The sequence below is a fragment of the Vibrio sp. vnigr-6D03 genome (genome assembly GCF_002835515.1).
In the GTDB taxonomy this organism is placed as follows: Bacteria; Pseudomonadota; Gammaproteobacteria; order Enterobacterales; family Vibrionaceae; genus Vibrio; species Vibrio penaeicida.
Map to the genome: position 1 here is coordinate 183,898 of NZ_PIZL01000002.1, position 16,630 is coordinate 200,527.

The window sequence follows — 16,630 nt, forward strand, 5'->3', positions numbered from 1 at the left end:
TATGAATAGCAACACTAGCCAGTGTGCTAAGCACCTTACTATCACAAACTCTTTATCTGGATTGATTCCTTATTTACAAACTTGCGGGCGTAAGAGATAACTCGAACGCCCGCAGCATAGAAGATTTAGACGCTATATCACCCGAAACATTGATATTTCGAGTGATAATAGCTTAGAGATTATTTCTTCTCGTCTTTCACTTCTTCAAACTCAGCATCAACAACGTCGTCGTCTTGCTTAGGTTGTTCGCCAGCTTCCGCGCCCGCAGCTTGTTCAGCTTGAGCTTTCTGCTGTGCGATTTCCATTAGCTTTTGAGATGCCGCCATTAGCGCTTGAACTTTCGCGTCGATAGCTTCTTTATCTTCGCCTTTCTTCGCTTCTTCTAGCTCAGTAATTGCTGCTTCGATCTTCTCTTTGTCTTCAGCAGGAAGCGCATCACCCGCTTCTTCAACTTGCTTCTGAGTTCCGTGGATCATTTGGTCAGCTTGGTTACGAGCAGAGGCCAATTCTTCGAACTTCTTGTCCGCTTCTTTGTTTGCTTCTGCTTCTTGTACCATTTTCTCGATTTCGTCGTCGCTTAGACCACCAGATGCCTGGATTGTGATCTTTTGCTCTTTACCTGTCGACTTGTCTTTCGCAGATACGTGCAAGATACCGTCCGCATCAAGGTCGAAAGTTACTTCGATTTGAGGCATACCACGAGGTGCAGGCTGAATACCTTCTAGGTTAAATTGACCTAGAGATTTGTTATGCATCGCTTGCTTACGCTCACCCTGAAGAACGTGGATAGTTACCGCGTTTTGGTTGTCTTCAGCTGTAGAGAATACTTGGTTTGCTTTCGTCGGTACTGTTGTGTTTTTCTCAACTAGAGCTGTCATTACGCCGCCCATAGTTTCGATACCTAGAGAAAGAGGCGTTACATCTAGAAGTAGTACGTCTTTCACTTCACCAGCAAGTACACCACCTTGAACTGCAGCACCCATTGCTACTGCTTCATCAGGGTTCACGTCTTTACGAGCTTCTTTACCGAAGAACTCAGCAACTTTTGACTGAACCATAGGCATACGCGTTTGACCACCAACAAGAATTACGTCTGTAATTTCGCTTACTGATAGATCAGAATCTGCTAGAGCAACTTTTAGTGGCTCAAGAGAACGTTGAACAAGGTCTTCAACTAGCGCTTCTAGTTTCGCACGAGTCACTTTAACGTTCATGTGCTTAGGACCAGTTGCATCAGCGGTAACGTAAGGTAGGTTCACGTCAGTTTGCTGTGCAGAAGACAGTTCAATTTTCGCTTTTTCTGCTGCTTCTTTAACACGCTGCATTGCTAGAGGATCAACTTTAAGGTCGATGCCTTGCTCTTTCTTAAACTCGTCTACTAAGTAGTTGATTAGACGGTTATCGAAATCTTCACCACCAAGGTGCGTGTCACCGTTAGTTGCTAGTACTTCGAAAGTTTGCTCGCCATCAACGTTGTCGATTTCGATGATAGAGATATCGAACGTACCACCACCAAGGTCGTATACCGCAATTGTGCGATCGCCTTCTTGCTTGTCTAGGCCGTAGGCTAGCGCAGCAGCTGTTGGTTCGTTGATAATACGCTTAACATCAAGACCAGCGATACGACCGGCATCTTTAGTTGCTTGACGCTGAGCATCGTTGAAGTATGCAGGAACAGTCACTACAGCGCCTGTTACTTCTTCACCTAGGAAGTCTTCTGCCGTTTTCTTCATTTTCTTTAGAACTTCAGCAGAAACCTGAGGAGCAGCCATTTTCTGACCTTTCGCTTCTACCCACGCATCGCCGTTGTCAGCCTTAACAATTTTGTAAGGCATGATTTCGATGTCGCGTTGAACTTCATCATCTTCGAAACGACGACCGATCAAACGCTTGATTGCAAATAGCGTGTTTTCCGGGTTTGTAACTGCTTGACGTTTCGCAGGTTGACCTACCAGCGTTTCACCGTCTGTATAAGCAATAACAGATGCAGTTGTGCGCTCACCCTCAGCGTTCTCGATTACGCGTGGTGCATCGCCGTCCAACACAGCAACACAAGAGTTAGTAGTACCTAAGTCAATACCAATGATTTTACCCATCAGGCTATCTCCGATTAAATCAATTATCTTTTTGCTATATCCCCATAAGTGGGGATGAGGAATGGGGATTCAACCCCTACTCACAAAATATGTGTGCAAACTACTTTGCTTTGTCTATGCCCAATAGATAAGGGCATGGAATACCTTTTCAAGGGGATTCATTAAAAAAAGTAACGTTTTTTTTCTTTTTTCTCTGAACCCTTGTCGTTACAACAAAAAACGGAGCCAAAAGGCTCCGCTTATATAAGCCAATTTTCGTCGTAATTAGCTCACTTGAACAGGTTCTGATTTCTCTTCAACGCCTATTTCGTTTTCAGATTTAGCTACGATGGTGTTCACCGCAGTATCACCTACTACGTTTGAAGACGTACAGAACATATCATTGATACGGTCTACTGCTGCAATAATAGCCAAACCTTCAGGTGGAAGACCCAATTGGTGCAGCAATACACCAACCATAACCACACCGCCACCAGGAACACCACCTGCACCGATAGATAGAAGCAGAATCGTTAGACCAAGAGTAAAGATATCAGCAGAGTTGATTGGCTGACCAAACGCATTGGCGACAAAGATTGTCGCAAGGGCAATGTAGATGGATACGCCAGACATGTTCATTGTCGCACCAAGTGGCACACCAAAACCTGCAACAGATCGAGAGACGTTTAACTTCTCGGTAAGTGTACGCATGGTAACAGGGATAGTTGCGTTAGAACTTGCTGTCGAAAGTGAGAACAGAACTTGCTCACGCGTTGCACGCATAAACTGCTTTGGAGAAATACCTGTTGCCAACCCTACGACGGTTGGATAGAAGAAGAAAATCCAGAACACCAACATAGCGACAACAAGGGCGACATATCCAGCCACTGACGCCAGTGTATTTCCATCTAAAGTAGCGCCTAGTTGAATCATCAACGCGAATACACCGTATGGTGCAAGGCTCATGACCAAACCCACCAACTTCATCATGATCTCGTTGGCCATTTTGAAGGTGCGAATTGCAGGACCACCACGTGAATCCAGAGCCTGAATAGCAAGACCTGTTAGGATTGCCATAAAGATGATTTGTAGCATGTCACCATTTGCAAACGCCTGTACAGGGTTGCTTGGCACGATGTTCACAACCAGAGAGAAGATGTCTGGTGTTTCTGTTGTCGTTAGTTTCACGGCTTCAGAAACCGTACCAGCCAAATTAGCGTCAGCACCCGGCTGAACAATCATTCCGATAGTCAGTGCCGCAGTAATCGCAATGATGGTATTGAAAATGTACAAGGCAAAAGTTTTACCACCAAGACGTCCAAAAGAAGTAATGTCTTTTAACTCAACAATACCGCAGACGATCGACACATAGACCAGTGGCACAACCAAAAGCTTGATAAGTGATACGAACATTCCACCAGCGCCCTCAGCCGCTCCCAAAACATAAGTATCCATAATGGTGATGCCATTGAATAAGTACTGAATGGCGGTACCTATCATTAGGCCGGCAAATAGACCTATAAAAATTTTTGTTGAAAGCGATTTATTCATCGTTTCACTCCAGTTGTTTATGCTTGCATATAGTATTTTGATAGTTATTTACTGCACTAATAAATGCAGAGGGCAGGAATAATACACACTGAATTCACAAATAAAAGGCACTATTAACAAAAATATCACAATGAACTTCACAAAATTTAATCTGATATTTTCCTTAAAAACCGAAACAAAAAACTAAACACAAATTAGGTCAGTAGGTTAACCCTATTCTCGCTCAAGAAACAAACAACCTATTTTTTGATGAAAATAAAGTCATTTAACCTTACAATGGAAGGGTCTTTTGCATCTTTTCAGGATGAAATACCGAATCATAACTAAAGCCAATCAGAATAATTCACAGCAGAATATAAAGTTCGAAAAGATAGATAACTGGTGAGAGTTAAGTTGTTCAAGCATGCTTTGATTTCAAAAAAAAAGCGCAGCCTAATGGCTGCGCTTTTCTATTTATATGCCTATCGATTAGAAACACACTATGGATATATCTCTGAAAACCAATAGAACGAATTAAAAGATACTATGCGTAAACAGGAAGACGCTTACAAATCTCAAGTACCTTCGCTTTAGTCGCTTCAATTACAGCTTCATCACCCATGTTGTCTAAGATGTCACACATCCAGCCAGCTAGGTTTTTCGCGTCTTCTTCAGTAAAGCCACGACGAGTAATTGAAGGCGTACCTACACGAACACCAGATGTCACGAACGGGCTACGTGGATCGTTTGGTACTGAGTTTTTATTTACTGTAATGTTTGCCGCGCCAAGTGCTGCATCGGCATCTTTACCCGTGATGTCTTTGTTGATGAGATCAACTAGGAACAAATGGTTTTCTGTTGAACCCGAAACGATGTCGTAACCACGCTCTAGGAATTCTGCCACCATTGCTTTTGCATTCGCAACAACGCGTGCTTGGTACTCTTTGAACTCTGGCTCTAGTGCTTCTTTGAACGCTACAGCTTTACCCGCGATAACGTGCATTAGAGGACCGCCTTGACCGCCAGGGAATACTGCTGAGTTCAGCTTCTTGTAGAAATCTTCACCTTCATTAGAAAGGATAAGACCGCCACGTGGACCAGCCAATGTTTTGTGCGTTGTTGTAGTAACAACGTGAGCGTGTGGCACTGGGTTAGGATAAACACCCGCGGCAATTAGACCAGCAACGTGAGCCATATCAACAAAGAAGTAAGCACCTACTTTGTCTGCGATTTCACGCATGCGCGCCCAATCACAAACTTGGGAATAAGCAGAGAAGCCACCGATGATCATTTTCGGTTTGTGCTCTACTGCCAATGCTTCCATTTCGTCGTAGTTTATCTGGCCAGCTTCATCGATACCGTAAGGGATAACGTTGTAGTGTTTACCTGAGAAGTTAACTGGAGAACCGTGAGTTAGGTGACCACCGTGCGCCAGGCTCATACCTAGAACCGTATCACCCGGGTTAAGAAGCGCCATGTACACAGCACTGTTTGCTTGAGAACCTGAGTGAGGCTGTACATTTGCGTAATCCGCACCAAATAGTTCACATGCGCGATCAATAGCCAATGCTTCAACTTTGTCTACGAACTCACAACCACCGTAGTAACGCTTGCCTGGGTAGCCTTCAGCGTACTTGTTTGTTAGCTGAGAACCTTGCGCTTCCATTACACGTGGGCTGGTGTAGTTTTCTGAAGCGATAAGCTCGATGTGCTCTTCCTGGCGAAGAGTCTCTTCTTGGATTGCTGTAAATAGGTCCGCATCGTAATCAGCGATGTTCATATCACGCTTAAGCATCTGTATCTCCTGACTCAGATTTACTGAAAGTTTCAAAAAAACCACACAACGACCAAAAGCAAACGTTTTCGTCACCGTATTTGATGGGGTGCATTCTACATAATTTGATCTGCGTCATAAAGTGACTTTTGCAACTTTCTTTATGTAGATATTTCATGTTCCGTTTGAGTGTTCATCATAGTGGTGGTCTATATCGTTTCCCTAAACTATATCACTGTCAACTTAAAGGTTTACACTCTGTAAAGTCAAAGATACATAAGTTAGAGGTAGAATTACCATTCAAGCTATCGAAAGTAGCAGTTTTTCACTAGTATTCCGCTCAATTTCGGTAAGTTAACATGTAATTTGATGGAAAAACACACAAGAAAAGAAGATTGGATCGCAATACTGACAGGCACATTTTTAGTCGCGCAGGGCGTATTCTTCTTACAGAATGCAACTTTACTGACGGGTGGAACCACAGGGTTAGCGCTTTTAATTAGCCAATTTGTGCCTTTTAGTTTCGGCGTTCTCTATTTCGCATCAAATATCCCATTCTATATTTTAGGCTGGAAACGCTTTGGCAAAAGATTCGCGCTGACCAGTTTAATTTCTGGTGCGCTTGTTTCTATATTCGCAGATAACCTGCACTGGCTGATTCAGATTGATAGCATTAACCCACTTTACTGCGCGATATCGGGCGGATTATTGATGGGACTAGGCATGCTGATCTTATTCCGACATCACACCAGCCTTGGTGGCTTTAATGTGCTTTGCTTGATTATTCAAGATAAGACTGGGTTCTCAGTTGGCAAAAGCCAGATGATCATTGATTGTGCGATTCTAATTGCTTCATTCTTTTTCGTTTCGCTTGAAGTCATCGGCTTGTCTATTTTAGGGGCAATCGCGCTGAACTTAGTATTGGCGATGAACCATAAACCAACACGATACAGTGTAAGTAAGCGCTCAGTTCAACACTAATACAAAAAACAACGTCAGCAACAAAAAAACCGGGCAATCCAATTGCCCGGCTTTTTTATGCATTTATTTTAGCGCTAAATACTCTCAATAATAAAAACACGGCTTTCATAGGGTTCAAGAGATTGATTCGTACTCTGAACCAAACTCAACTGCTCAACGGTTTTATAGTTTCCAAGAACACCATTTGCTTGCGTCATGTCGTAATGGCTCGGCAGAGTGATTTCGACCCGTTCTTCGTAGAAGTTATTAATACAAATCAACGTCTGAGAACCGTTGCTACGAGCGTAGGCAAAAACAGACGGATGATCCGGCATTAAATCTTGATAGTCTCCATCCGTTATCACGGGGAGTTCTTGGCGTAGATGAATGAGTGACTGATAAAAATAGAAGACTGAGCCTTTATCTTCGAACGCTGCCATTGCATTCACATCACGGTAATTTCTTGCAACATCAATCCATGGTGTCCCTTGGGTAAACCCTGCATTTTCAGAATCATCCCACTGCATAGGCGTTCTTGAGTTATCACGTGACTTGCTCGCTAAAATACGAAGCATGTCGTCGGAACTCCCCCCCTTCTGATTCACCATGATGTCATACATATTCGTGCTTTCAACATCTCGGTATTGGTCTATTGAATCAAAATGAGGGTTTGTCATACCGATTTCTTCACCTTGATAGATATATGGTGTGCCTTGCATGAAGTGTACGGAAGCGGCGAGCATTTTGGCTGACTCGACTCGGTATTGATCATCATTACCCAACCGACTCACGATGCGGGGTTGATCGTGATTACACCAAAATAGAGCGCCCCACCCCTTTCCGTTTAGGCCTTGCTGCCAGTGGTTAAAGATGGATTTCAATTGTAGAAAATCAAACGGAGCAAGCCCCCACTTCTCACCGTTCGGATAATCCACTTTAAGATGATGAAAGTTAAACACCATGGATAGTTCTTTACCATCCATCGAAGAATATTTCTGGCAATGCTCTAGCGTAGTTGAAGACATTTCCCCTACGGTGACGCTGCCATATTTTTGAAATAGCGTCTGGCTGATTTCTTGTAGATATTCATGTACGCGAGGTCCGTCAGTGTAAAATCGACGGCCATCCCCCACATCATCAGATGGGAAATCTTGCTGTTTAGAAATAAGATTAATGACATCCAAACGGAACCCATCAACGCCTTTTTCTGCCCAATACTCTATTACCGCTTTGACTTCTTCACGAACTTGCGGGTTTTCCCAATTCAGATCAGCCTGCTCTTTAGCAAATAAGTGCAGGTAATATTGGTTAGTGGAGTCATCAAGCTCCCACGCTGAACCACCAAATTTAGATTCCCAGTTATTAGGGACATCACCATTGAGTGGGTCTCGCCAAATATAGTAGTCGCGGTATGGGCTATTCTTATCACCCAAAGCTGATTGGAACCAAGCATGCTCTGTCGACGTATGGTTAACGACGATATCCATGATTATACGAATCCCTTGGCTATGTGCCGCGGCAATCAATTCATCAAAATCCGCCATAGTGCCGAAATCAGGGTTAATGGCAAAGTAATCCGAAATGTCATAACCATTGTCGACCATCGGAGAACAGTAAACAGGGGTTAACCAGATAGCGTCAATGCCCAGAGCTTTCAAATACTCTAACTTTGAAATGATCCCCTGAATGTCTCCAGTGCCAGAACTTCCGCTGTCACAAAAACTTTTTGGATAGATTTGGTAAATAGACGCTTTGCGCCACCAGTCGTTATGAATAGTCATTGTTTCGTTCTCAGAGTAAAGCGCAGGCAGCCAACAAGGGGGAAGAGAGCAGGCTGCCTGCTGTATGTTATGCGGCTGCTGTTTCTAAATTGCCTTTATGTTGAGCGCGCTTATAGAAGAAGAGAGTCAACATCGCAGGTACAAAAATCGCAACTAGCATGGCGATGCTGAATATAGTCCAGTATTGAGGCTGTATAGAGAGAATACCTGGCAGACCACCGACACCAATGCCGTTTGCCATCACACCCGCACTACCACATATTGCCGCCGCAATAGCGGAACCGCCCATGGCACTTAGCATTGGGAATTTGTATTTGAGGTTGATACCGTACATCGCAGGCTCCGTTACACCAAGATAGGCGGAAATGGCAGCAGGAACAGAGATATCTCGCTCACCTTCTTTACGGCTGATAATGATGATACCGACGACGGCAGAAGCCTGTGCAATATTAGACAATGCGATTAGTGGCCAAATTGGCGTACCACCCAACTCTTGCATTAACTGTAAATCAACAGCATTGGTTGTGTGGTGAACACCGGTGATCACTAACGGTGCGTAAAGGAATCCAAACACGGTGGCACCAATAATGGCAAAGTCACCCGTCATTGCCGCTTTAGCAGCAAACGCAACACCATCGCCCAGTAAACGCCCGAAAGGACCGATCAACGAGTGAGCAAGGATCACAGACAACAAAATAGACACAAATGGCACCACAACAAGGTACAGGTATCCCGGTACAATTCGCTTGAGGTTTGTCTCTATAAACGCCAGCGCTACACCCGCCAGCATTGCAGGTATTACTTGTGCCTGATAGCCCACTTTTTCAATCACAAACAATCCAAAGTCCCATACTTCGGGCACTTCTTTACCGATTAAATAAGCGTTCATAAGTTGAGGTGAAACCAACGTTACACCTAGTGTAATACCCAGTATTGGTGTACCACCCAGCTTCTTCACCGTAGCCCAACATACACCGACGGGTAGGAAGAAGAAAATCGCTTCACCAATTAGCCATAGAAACGAATGGACGGTCGCCCAAAACTGACTGATTTGCGTCAGTGTTTGACCATCAAACATCTTGATATCGCCTATAACGTTGCGAAAACCAAGAATCAAACCACCCGTAATGATCGCCGGTAGAAGGGGAACAAAAATTTCGGCTAGGTGGGAGATGCTGCGCTCTAAGATATTCATGTTCTGACGAGCAGCTAGCTTGGACTCGTCTTTGCTAGCGCTGCTTTTCCCTGACAGTTCAAGTAAAAGCTTATAGACGTCGTCCACTTCATTGCCAATCACGACTTGAAATTGACCAGCATTTGTAAAACAACCGCGAACGATAGAAATGCTCTCTAGCCCTTTCACATCCGCTGCATCGGTATCATTTAGTACAAAGCGCAATCGAGTTAGACAATGGCTTACACTCGCAATGTTATCGCTTCCCCCTACAAGTTCGAGGATTTTGGCGACATCTTTCTTCGCTACCTTACTCATAACTGTTCACCCTATTTGAATTCACGTTCTATTTTATTTTTTTGGGATCGTTCCCAATTGTTATTATTCATATTGACATCACTAATAATAAATCAAAATGGGAACAGTCCCATTAATTGAACATGATCACATTAAAAATGTAGTGATAAATAGAAAAAGAAGTACTGAATTTTTATTCTTATTAAATTACAACGAGTTGAAAAATTGTACGCTAACTGGGAAGAGAAGGGGTTAGAGTGACGTGAGTCACCTCCGATTGATTCTGCAGTTGGTCGACCAGCAGGTTAGCGGCTTTTCTTCCAGCTTCCGCATACCCTGGGTCAATACTCTGTGTGTTTGGGAACAAAAACGAAAGTAAAGCGTTCCCACCAACACCAAATACAGTTACGTCGGTTTTACCGAGCTCTTGAAGCCTTTTATTGACGCCTAATGCAATTGAATCACTGGCGCACACAATGGCATCGGTTTTTGTACCCAATACCTTATCGACTAAGTGATAGCCGCTTTCATGACTCAGTGCACCCGTCGTGTAATTAGGCGTTAACGCATGGCTTTCACACCACCGAATGTAAGCTTGCGTGCGCAATCGTCCCGTTGTCACATCCGTATCATCCACACCAATAAAGGCAATGTGTGTTTTGTTCTGTTGGCTAAGTTGATTCAAGGCCATCTCGATGACGGATTGATTGTTGTAATTCACGGAAGATATTTCAGAAGAATCCGACGCAATGACTACCGCTCTATGCCCCCAAGATTCCAGTTCGTACATATCGCAATCTGAAAAACCAAACACAATTACACCATCAACATTTCGACGCTTTAAAACAGCGAGGTGCTCATTGGTCTTTTCGCAGTCGAATTGGCTTTCCATGATCACGACATCGTACCCAGCGGCATACAACGTTTTTAAAAGCGGGCTGACGACAAGGTTCTCTGAGGGAGAATCCAAACGAGAAATAATCACTCCGATGACTTTCTGACTGCCTCCTCTCATTGATTGAGCGGACTTAGACGGAACATAACCAGATTCAGAAATGATTTGCTCTACCTTTTTACGGGTATCTGGTTTTACTTTTGGATCGTTCGTTAAAACACGAGAAACCGTCGATTTACCGACCCCTGCTAATCGAGCGATATCCAAAATAGTGAGCTTCTTACTCATAGGATTTCAAATTTACTTGTCGTAGTGATAAAGGAATATTGCCGAAGTTTGGCATCGAATTGCAATATTCCCTCATAGAAAGAGTGAGATAAATACTTAAAACAAGGTATTTTTAGACGATAGCGATGTCTTTTTAGGCGTAATTTGATTGCACATTTGCATCGGAACATTAGGCAAAGACAGACTGGCTTGGGTCCCTTTCATCCAGAAAACATACCCCATACGACGATTCTCAAATTTCTCACCAGAAGCACTCGGCACGCGTTCCATGAGAAAGCGCTCATTGTTTATTTCCAATTGCAGCTCATACTCATTAATGGGGTGTGTCCATATTTCTAAGTCTTCGCCACATATATATGCGTTATTAACCGAAGTACTTGAACTGGAACTGCAGCCAGTGACCACCAACCCCGTGCTCACCAACAGTGCACTCACTCTTATAAATATTTTCAACATGGAACGGGCTAGCTCTTAAGGTAGGCAGGGACATCTTTGATGCTGTCTAAAACTACTGACGCCAAAGACTCTCCTTTCTCGGTAACAGGTTTCCCAGTGCGGACAAGAACTCGTGTTCCAACACCTGCCGATTGAGCGGCCATCATATCTTCCGCTTTGTCACCCACCATAACGGAGTTTTCCATGTCTATTTTTAAGAAATCACGGGCAGAAATAAACATACCAGGCTTGGGTTTTCGGCATTCACAATCTTGCTTGTAATCCCCGATACCATGTTCAGAGTGATGCGGACAATAATAAAAGCCATCAAAATCAACACCATTGTCAACGAAATTCCAATCCATCCACTGAGTAAGAGAAAGAAAGCGATCTTCGCTAAACATCCCGCGCGCTATTCCAGATTGATTCGTAACAAGTACCAGTAGATACCCCATGTCTTGAAGTTGCTTTGTTGCTTCAAATACACCGTCTATGTATTCAAAACTATGTTCATCATGCACGTAACCGTGGTCTACGTTGATCACACCATCACGGTCAAGAAAAACGGCAGGTTTAGCCAAAATCGAATCCTCAATGCACTCTTAATCAGAACAAATTATTACATGCTTTATAGCACTTCGCACTATGCAATTACTTTTTAGCCTCGATGGGGGAATAAGCGGCAAAAATGCTCGCGAGCGTATGCATATCCTTGCTTTAAGCAAAAATCACTCGTTATTTGCAAAGCTATATAGACGTCTAGACGTAAAAATATCTATTGACTTAAAAAACAGAAAGCCATAGCATCGACTGAAAATTTAGAGCAAGTTCAAAATATTATTCTGTTCACTCTATTCGCTTTTCAGTTTATTCCGCACGGTTGTTTATATGATTGAAATTAATCAAGTAAATAAGGTTTTCTATCAAGGCAGCAAGGAGATCAACGCCTTAATAGACATCAACCTATCTATTCCCCAAGGCGCAATCTTTGGCGTCATTGGATCTTCCGGTGCAGGGAAAAGCACACTGATTCGTTGCGTTAACATGTTAGAAGCACCAACGTCTGGCGAAGTTATCGTAGATGGTGTCGACTTAACAAAGCTTTCTAAGTCTGAGCTTGGAAAAGCGCGTCGAAATATCGGAATGATATTTCAGCACTTTAATCTACTATCTTCCCGTACGGTATTTGAAAATGTCGCTCTTCCTCTAGAACTTGCGAGCGCAGACAAATCAAAAATCGAAAGTAAAGTCACCGAACTTTTGGCACTGGTTGGGCTAAGCGACAAACGTGACACCTATCCAGCGAACCTAAGCGGTGGACAAAAGCAGCGTGTTGCGATTGCTCGTGCATTGGCATCGGACCCAAAAGTTTTATTGTGTGATGAAGCGACCAGCGCACTGGACCCAGCGACAACTCAGTCGATTCTTGAGCTACTGAAAAAAATCAACCGACAGCTCAATATCACCATTCTGCTGATTACGCATGAAATGGATGTGGTTAAAAGCATCTGTCATGAAGTTGCCATTATTGGTGATGGAAAACTGGTTGAGAAAGGCACCGTTGGCGAAATATTTGCTCACCCTAAAACTGAATTAGCACACAATTTCATTCGCTCCACTTTGGATCTTTCCATTCCTGAAGATTACCAAGTTCGGTTGAAGTCAGAACGTGTCGAAGGTAGCTACCCGTTGGTTCGCTTAGAGTTTACGGGCGCGAGCACCGACGCACCACTGATGACGCAAATCGCTCGAAACTACGGTATTGATGTGAGCATTTTAAGCTCCGACTTGGATTACGCTGGCGGCGTGAAATTCGGAATGATGGTCGCGGAGCTCTTTGGCGACGAAGAAAGCAAAAAAGCAGCGCTCGATTTTATCCGCGAACACAAAGTAAAAGTAGAGGTACTTGGTTATGTCCTTTAAGTCAGTAACAGAGTGGCTAAGCCTAAATGGCGATCTTTTGCTGGGTGCAACGTGGGAAACCCTATACATGGTCGCGGTTGCGGGCATCGTTGGGTTCGCAGTGGGTATCCCATTAGGTGTTATTTTACACACCACTAAGAAAGGTGGCCTACTGGAAAATATCGCTTTAAATAATGTTCTAGGTGCGATTGTGAACATCGGTCGCTCTGTACCATTTTTGGTTCTGATGGTTGCCATTATCCCTGTCACCAAATTACTTGTTGGTACATTTATCGGCACCACGGCAGCAATTGTACCGTTAACCATTGGTGCTATCCCATTTGTTGCTCGCCTGATTGAAGGTGCACTACTCGAAGTACCAAGTGGGCTTGTTGAAGCCGCGCAATCTATGGGAGCAACACCAACCCAAATTATTACAAAGGTACTGCTTCCAGAAGCTCTACCTACCATCGTGAACTCCGTAACCATCACCATGGTTACATTAGTGAGCTATTCGGCAATGGCTGGCACCGTGGGCGGCGGCGGTTTAGGGGATGTCGCGATTCGTTACGGCTTCCACCGATACGATGTTGTGATTATGGCCGTAACCGTCGTGATGCTTATCGTACTGGTACAAATCATTCAATCAATCGGTGACGCGCTGGTACGCCGCGTTGACCACAGATAACTCAACTTTTAACTTTATTAGTTAATAAATAAAGAATTTTTGGATTTAGAATTAAGGAGAATACAATGAAATATAACCTTAAAAGCCTTTTGGCAATCGCAGCAGCCGCGTCTGCATTAGTACTGACAGGCTGTGGCGAGAAAGAAGTCGACACAAGCAAAATCAAAGTTGGCGTAATGGCAGGTGCAGAAGCACAAGTTGCTGAAGTGGCTGCAAAAGTAGCGAAAGAGAAATACAACCTAGATGTAGAGTTAGTGACGTTTACCGATTACGTAACACCAAACGCAGCTCTCGATGACCAGTCTATCGACATCAATGCATTCCAGCACAAGCCATACCTTGATCAGCAAGTAACGGATCGTGGTTACAAACTGACTATCGCTGGTAACACGTTTGTTTACCCTATCGCAGGTTACTCTAAGCAAGTGACGTCGGTTGATCAGATTCAAGAAGGCGCTCGTATTGCAGTTCCTAATGACCCAACAAACCTTGGTCGCTCTCTACTTCTTCTAGAGCAACAAGGTCTTCTTACTCTACGTGAAGGTGTTGGTCTACTAGCAACTGTACGCGATATCGTTGCTAACCCGAAAAACATCACTATCGTTGAACTGGATGCCGCTCAACTTCCACGCTCTTTGGACGACGTAGCGCTGTCTATCATCAACACGACTTACGCTAGCAGCATCGACCTAACGCCTGAGAAAGACGGTGTATTCGTTGAAGACAAAGACTCTCCATACGTAAACCTGATTGTTGCGCGCGAAGAAAACCTAGCTGCAGAAAACGTACAAAACTTTGTTAAGGCATACCAAACAGACGAAGTTTACAACGCGGCAATGGACATCTTCAAAGGCGGTGTAGTGAAAGGCTGGTAATTATACCGTTTCACACATTTCTTTAGATTTATCTCGTTCATTAAAAAGGCTAACTTCGGTTAGCCTTTTTTATTTTCTGATTTTCAAAATATCCAGTTCTTAACTTTAGACACTTTCAGACCATAAGAGAGCCGGACTATAAGAGACATCAGATCATCAAAGGCATCACCACCTCGGCGGTATCAACCACTGACTCCGCGTATTCTGGGTATTGTTCCAGCAAGGTGTTAACCAAAACATCAACCAACAATAACGCCCCTACTTTAGAAGCAAAGGCTCCCCCCGTTAGCGGCCCTTCTGGTCTTGCTGCAATAAGCGATTCTGTCGATATCGATGACAGCGCACTGTGCGTAATGTTGGTAAGAGAAATAACGGGAGTATCGCGTTGATGTGCTTGCCTAACCGCATGAACAACTTCTTTGGTTGATCCTGAACTCGAAATCGCAAACCAGAGATCGCCTTTAGTGCTTCGAACGGCGTTCATTGCCGCTAAATGCGTATCTTCGAACATGGTGACTTTCTTGCCGATTCGCAATAATCTGAATGCCAAGTAACGCCCCACAATGCTTGATGCCCCAACCCCAACGCAACTGATGTATTGAGATTCATGAACCAGATTACACACTCTTTTCAGCGCTTTTCGGTCAATAATTTGGGCGGTATCTTGCAAGCTTGCCACTGCGCTTTGGGCTGAGATATGGCAAATATCACCTTCCATCTCGACCTGTTTTTCTCGAGGATTCTGGCTAAGGTCCACCGCCAACGCCATCCTAAAGTCTGAATAGCCTTTGTAACCCATATCACGACAAAGCCTCACCACTGTCGCTTCACTGGTTTGAGAATTGCGCGCTAAGTCTGTGATGGTTTGAAACTGGACATCATGAGCATTATCCAAGACATAATCCGCCACTAAACGTAGTTTCTTACTCAATGGTTCAGTGTTCGCTCGAAGACGAACGAGTAAATTTTTGGGTAGGCTCACAATGCTCTCTTTTTCGTTGGTGACGGCGTGGACAAAGGTATCAGACTCATCTCGTCAAATACAGTAATAGCAAGTCTATACTCGAACAACCTCAATACGAACGCGCCAAACATTCCATAACTCGCGTTTTATGTGATTTCGATAGAGGCAAAAATGGTTCTCGACACTGACCATAATCGATCCCTAACTCTCCCATGGCAAACTTGACGCTCTGATATAACCCTGCCTCTAACAGCACTTCAGTAACCCGATTGACTTGATGCTGTAAATCCATGGCTTTTTCCGTGTCTCCTTGCTTCATCGCTTCAAAAATCGCCACATACTTCGCGGCCATCAAATTATACGTCGTTCCTATGCCACCACTTGCTCCCATTTGTAGACCATTAACCAACATAGAGTCTTCACCATGAAAGATAAGGCTATTCGGCTGAAGTTGCCTTAGCCTTTCGATGAAAAACATATCGTGCGTGGTGTGCTTTATGCCAATCACGTTATCCATGGCAGATAAATTCAAAAGCGTCTGATGGGTAAATGTTACACCTGTGGTTCCCGGTATGTTGTACAGCAATAACGGGACATCTGTGTAATCGAGAATAGACTGATAGTAATAGGTCACTTCTTGGGGCGTGAAGCCGTAATAAAAAGGCGGTGTTGCAGAGATCACTTGATACCCTTCATTTTGCGCGGTATCGATCAGTAAACGTACATCGGTTAACGCAATTGCCCCAACATGAGCAATCAGCGACACTCGATTATTGACAATATGTGCTACCGTTTTTAATACTCTTTGTCGTTCTAAAATACTCATCATAAAACACTCAGAAGAGCTGCCACCAATGTAAAAACCGTGTACCCCCTGCGAGATATGATGCTCAACCATGCCTTCAAGCTTGTCGTATTCCAACTCCCCTATTGGACTAAAGGGTGTCATGAGTGGAATAAAGATGCCTTCATTACGTTTGTCCTTCGTCATC

At 43.9% G+C, this 16,630-nt stretch carries 14 protein-coding genes; 4 read left to right on the forward strand and 10 right to left on the reverse strand.

From position 1 onward, the window contains the following. Positions 1-179: 179 nt before the first annotated feature. The 3 genes from dnaK to glyA form a co-directional block, all read right to left on the reverse strand. Positions 180-2,096, reverse strand: a complete 1,917-nt coding sequence (dnaK, locus tag CW749_RS04150) for a molecular chaperone DnaK (protein ID WP_101110772.1) — start codon at positions 2,094-2,096, stop codon at positions 180-182. Positions 2,097-2,360: 264 nt separating this feature from the next. Continuing rightward, on the reverse strand, positions 2,361-3,626 hold the full coding sequence (locus CW749_RS04155) for a dicarboxylate/amino acid:cation symporter (protein WP_101110773.1): 1,266 nt from the start codon (positions 3,624-3,626) through the stop codon (positions 2,361-2,363). A gap of 523 nt (positions 3,627-4,149) precedes the next feature. Beyond that, positions 4,150-5,400 (reverse strand): serine hydroxymethyltransferase, encoded by a 1,251-nt coding sequence (glyA, locus tag CW749_RS04160; protein WP_101110774.1) that lies wholly within the window; start codon positions 5,398-5,400, stop codon positions 4,150-4,152. A gap of 348 nt (positions 5,401-5,748) precedes the next feature. Between glyA and CW749_RS04165 the strand changes: the two genes are divergently transcribed. Next, on the forward strand, positions 5,749-6,360 hold the full coding sequence (locus CW749_RS04165) for a YitT family protein (protein WP_101110775.1): 612 nt from the start codon (positions 5,749-5,751) through the stop codon (positions 6,358-6,360). A gap of 74 nt (positions 6,361-6,434) precedes the next feature. On the opposite strand, the gene treC is transcribed toward CW749_RS04165, so the two are convergent. The 5 genes from treC to gmhB all read right to left on the reverse strand — a co-directional run bounded on the left by treC (position 6,435) and on the right by gmhB (position 11,790). After that, positions 6,435-8,120, reverse strand: coding sequence for an alpha,alpha-phosphotrehalase (gene treC, locus CW749_RS04170; protein WP_101110776.1), 1,686 nt, complete (start codon positions 8,118-8,120; stop codon positions 6,435-6,437). 67 nt (positions 8,121-8,187) lie between these two features. Beyond that, complete coding sequence (gene treB, locus CW749_RS04175; RefSeq protein ID WP_101110777.1) at positions 8,188-9,612, reverse strand: PTS trehalose transporter subunit IIBC; 1,425 nt, start codon at positions 9,610-9,612, stop codon at positions 8,188-8,190. A gap of 211 nt (positions 9,613-9,823) precedes the next feature. Further along, positions 9,824-10,774 carry a trehalose operon repressor TreR gene (gene treR / locus CW749_RS04180; RefSeq protein ID WP_101110778.1) on the reverse strand — a complete coding sequence of 317 codons (951 nt, stop codon included), beginning with the start codon at positions 10,772-10,774 and terminating at the stop codon, positions 9,824-9,826. Between the two features lie 96 nt (positions 10,775-10,870). Continuing rightward, a complete protein-coding gene (locus tag CW749_RS04185) occupies positions 10,871-11,230 on the reverse strand; it encodes an MliC family protein (protein ID WP_101110779.1) in 360 nt (119 codons plus the stop codon). 8 nt (positions 11,231-11,238) lie between these two features. Next, a complete protein-coding gene (gene gmhB / locus CW749_RS04190) occupies positions 11,239-11,790 on the reverse strand; it encodes a D-glycero-beta-D-manno-heptose 1,7-bisphosphate 7-phosphatase (protein ID WP_101110780.1) in 552 nt (183 codons plus the stop codon). A gap of 307 nt (positions 11,791-12,097) precedes the next feature. On the opposite strand from gmhB, the gene metN reads away from it, so the two are divergent. The 3 genes from metN (at position 12,098) to metQ (ending at position 14,674) form a co-directional block, all read left to right on the forward strand. Further along, complete coding sequence (gene metN, locus CW749_RS04195; protein WP_101110781.1) at positions 12,098-13,132, forward strand: methionine ABC transporter ATP-binding protein MetN; 1,035 nt, start codon at positions 12,098-12,100, stop codon at positions 13,130-13,132. Continuing rightward, a complete protein-coding gene (locus tag CW749_RS04200; protein WP_101110782.1) occupies positions 13,122-13,799 on the forward strand; it encodes a methionine ABC transporter permease in 678 nt (225 codons plus the stop codon). Before metN ends, CW749_RS04200 begins: the two co-directional genes overlap by 11 nt. A 65-nt stretch (positions 13,800-13,864) precedes the next feature. Further along, complete coding sequence (gene metQ, locus CW749_RS04205) at positions 13,865-14,674, forward strand: methionine ABC transporter substrate-binding lipoprotein MetQ (RefSeq protein ID WP_101110783.1); 810 nt, start codon at positions 13,865-13,867, stop codon at positions 14,672-14,674. 148 nt (positions 14,675-14,822) lie between these two features. Here metQ and CW749_RS04210 read toward each other — a convergent pair whose 3' ends face one another. Together CW749_RS04210 and CW749_RS04215 are read right to left on the reverse strand one after the other, a co-directional pair. Continuing rightward, positions 14,823-15,656, reverse strand: coding sequence for a MurR/RpiR family transcriptional regulator (locus CW749_RS04210; protein ID WP_101110784.1), 834 nt, complete (start codon positions 15,654-15,656; stop codon positions 14,823-14,825). A 91-nt stretch (positions 15,657-15,747) separates the two neighbouring features. Further along, positions 15,748-16,629, reverse strand: coding sequence for an N-acetylneuraminate lyase (locus CW749_RS04215; protein ID WP_101110879.1), 882 nt, complete (start codon positions 16,627-16,629; stop codon positions 15,748-15,750). Between the last annotated feature and the right edge of the window lies 1 nt (position 16,630).

Bases quoted from the DNA above. Each gene is read 5' to 3' on its own strand.
- glyA (WP_101110774.1), bottom strand. From the start codon at position 5,400: ATGCTTAAGCGTGATATGAACATCGCTGATTACGATGCGGACCTATTT.
- CW749_RS04215 (WP_101110879.1), bottom strand. From the start codon at position 16,629: ATGACGAAGGACAAACGTAATGAAGGCATCTTTATTCCACTCATGACA.
- treC (WP_101110776.1), bottom strand. From the start codon at position 8,120: ATGACTATTCATAACGACTGGTGGCGCAAAGCGTCTATTTACCAAATC.
- CW749_RS04165 (WP_101110775.1), top strand. From the start codon at position 5,749: ATGGAAAAACACACAAGAAAAGAAGATTGGATCGCAATACTGACAGGC.
- treR (WP_101110778.1), bottom strand. From the start codon at position 10,774: ATGAGTAAGAAGCTCACTATTTTGGATATCGCTCGATTAGCAGGGGTC.
- dnaK (WP_101110772.1), bottom strand. From the start codon at position 2,096: ATGGGTAAAATCATTGGTATTGACTTAGGTACTACTAACTCTTGTGTT.
- CW749_RS04200 (WP_101110782.1), top strand. From the start codon at position 13,122: ATGTCCTTTAAGTCAGTAACAGAGTGGCTAAGCCTAAATGGCGATCTT.
- metN (WP_101110781.1), top strand. From the start codon at position 12,098: ATGATTGAAATTAATCAAGTAAATAAGGTTTTCTATCAAGGCAGCAAG.
- metQ (WP_101110783.1), top strand. From the start codon at position 13,865: ATGAAATATAACCTTAAAAGCCTTTTGGCAATCGCAGCAGCCGCGTCT.
- treB (WP_101110777.1), bottom strand. From the start codon at position 9,612: ATGAGTAAGGTAGCGAAGAAAGATGTCGCCAAAATCCTCGAACTTGTA.
- CW749_RS04155 (WP_101110773.1), bottom strand. From the start codon at position 3,626: ATGAATAAATCGCTTTCAACAAAAATTTTTATAGGTCTATTTGCCGGC.
- CW749_RS04185 (WP_101110779.1), bottom strand. From the start codon at position 11,230: ATGTTGAAAATATTTATAAGAGTGAGTGCACTGTTGGTGAGCACGGGG.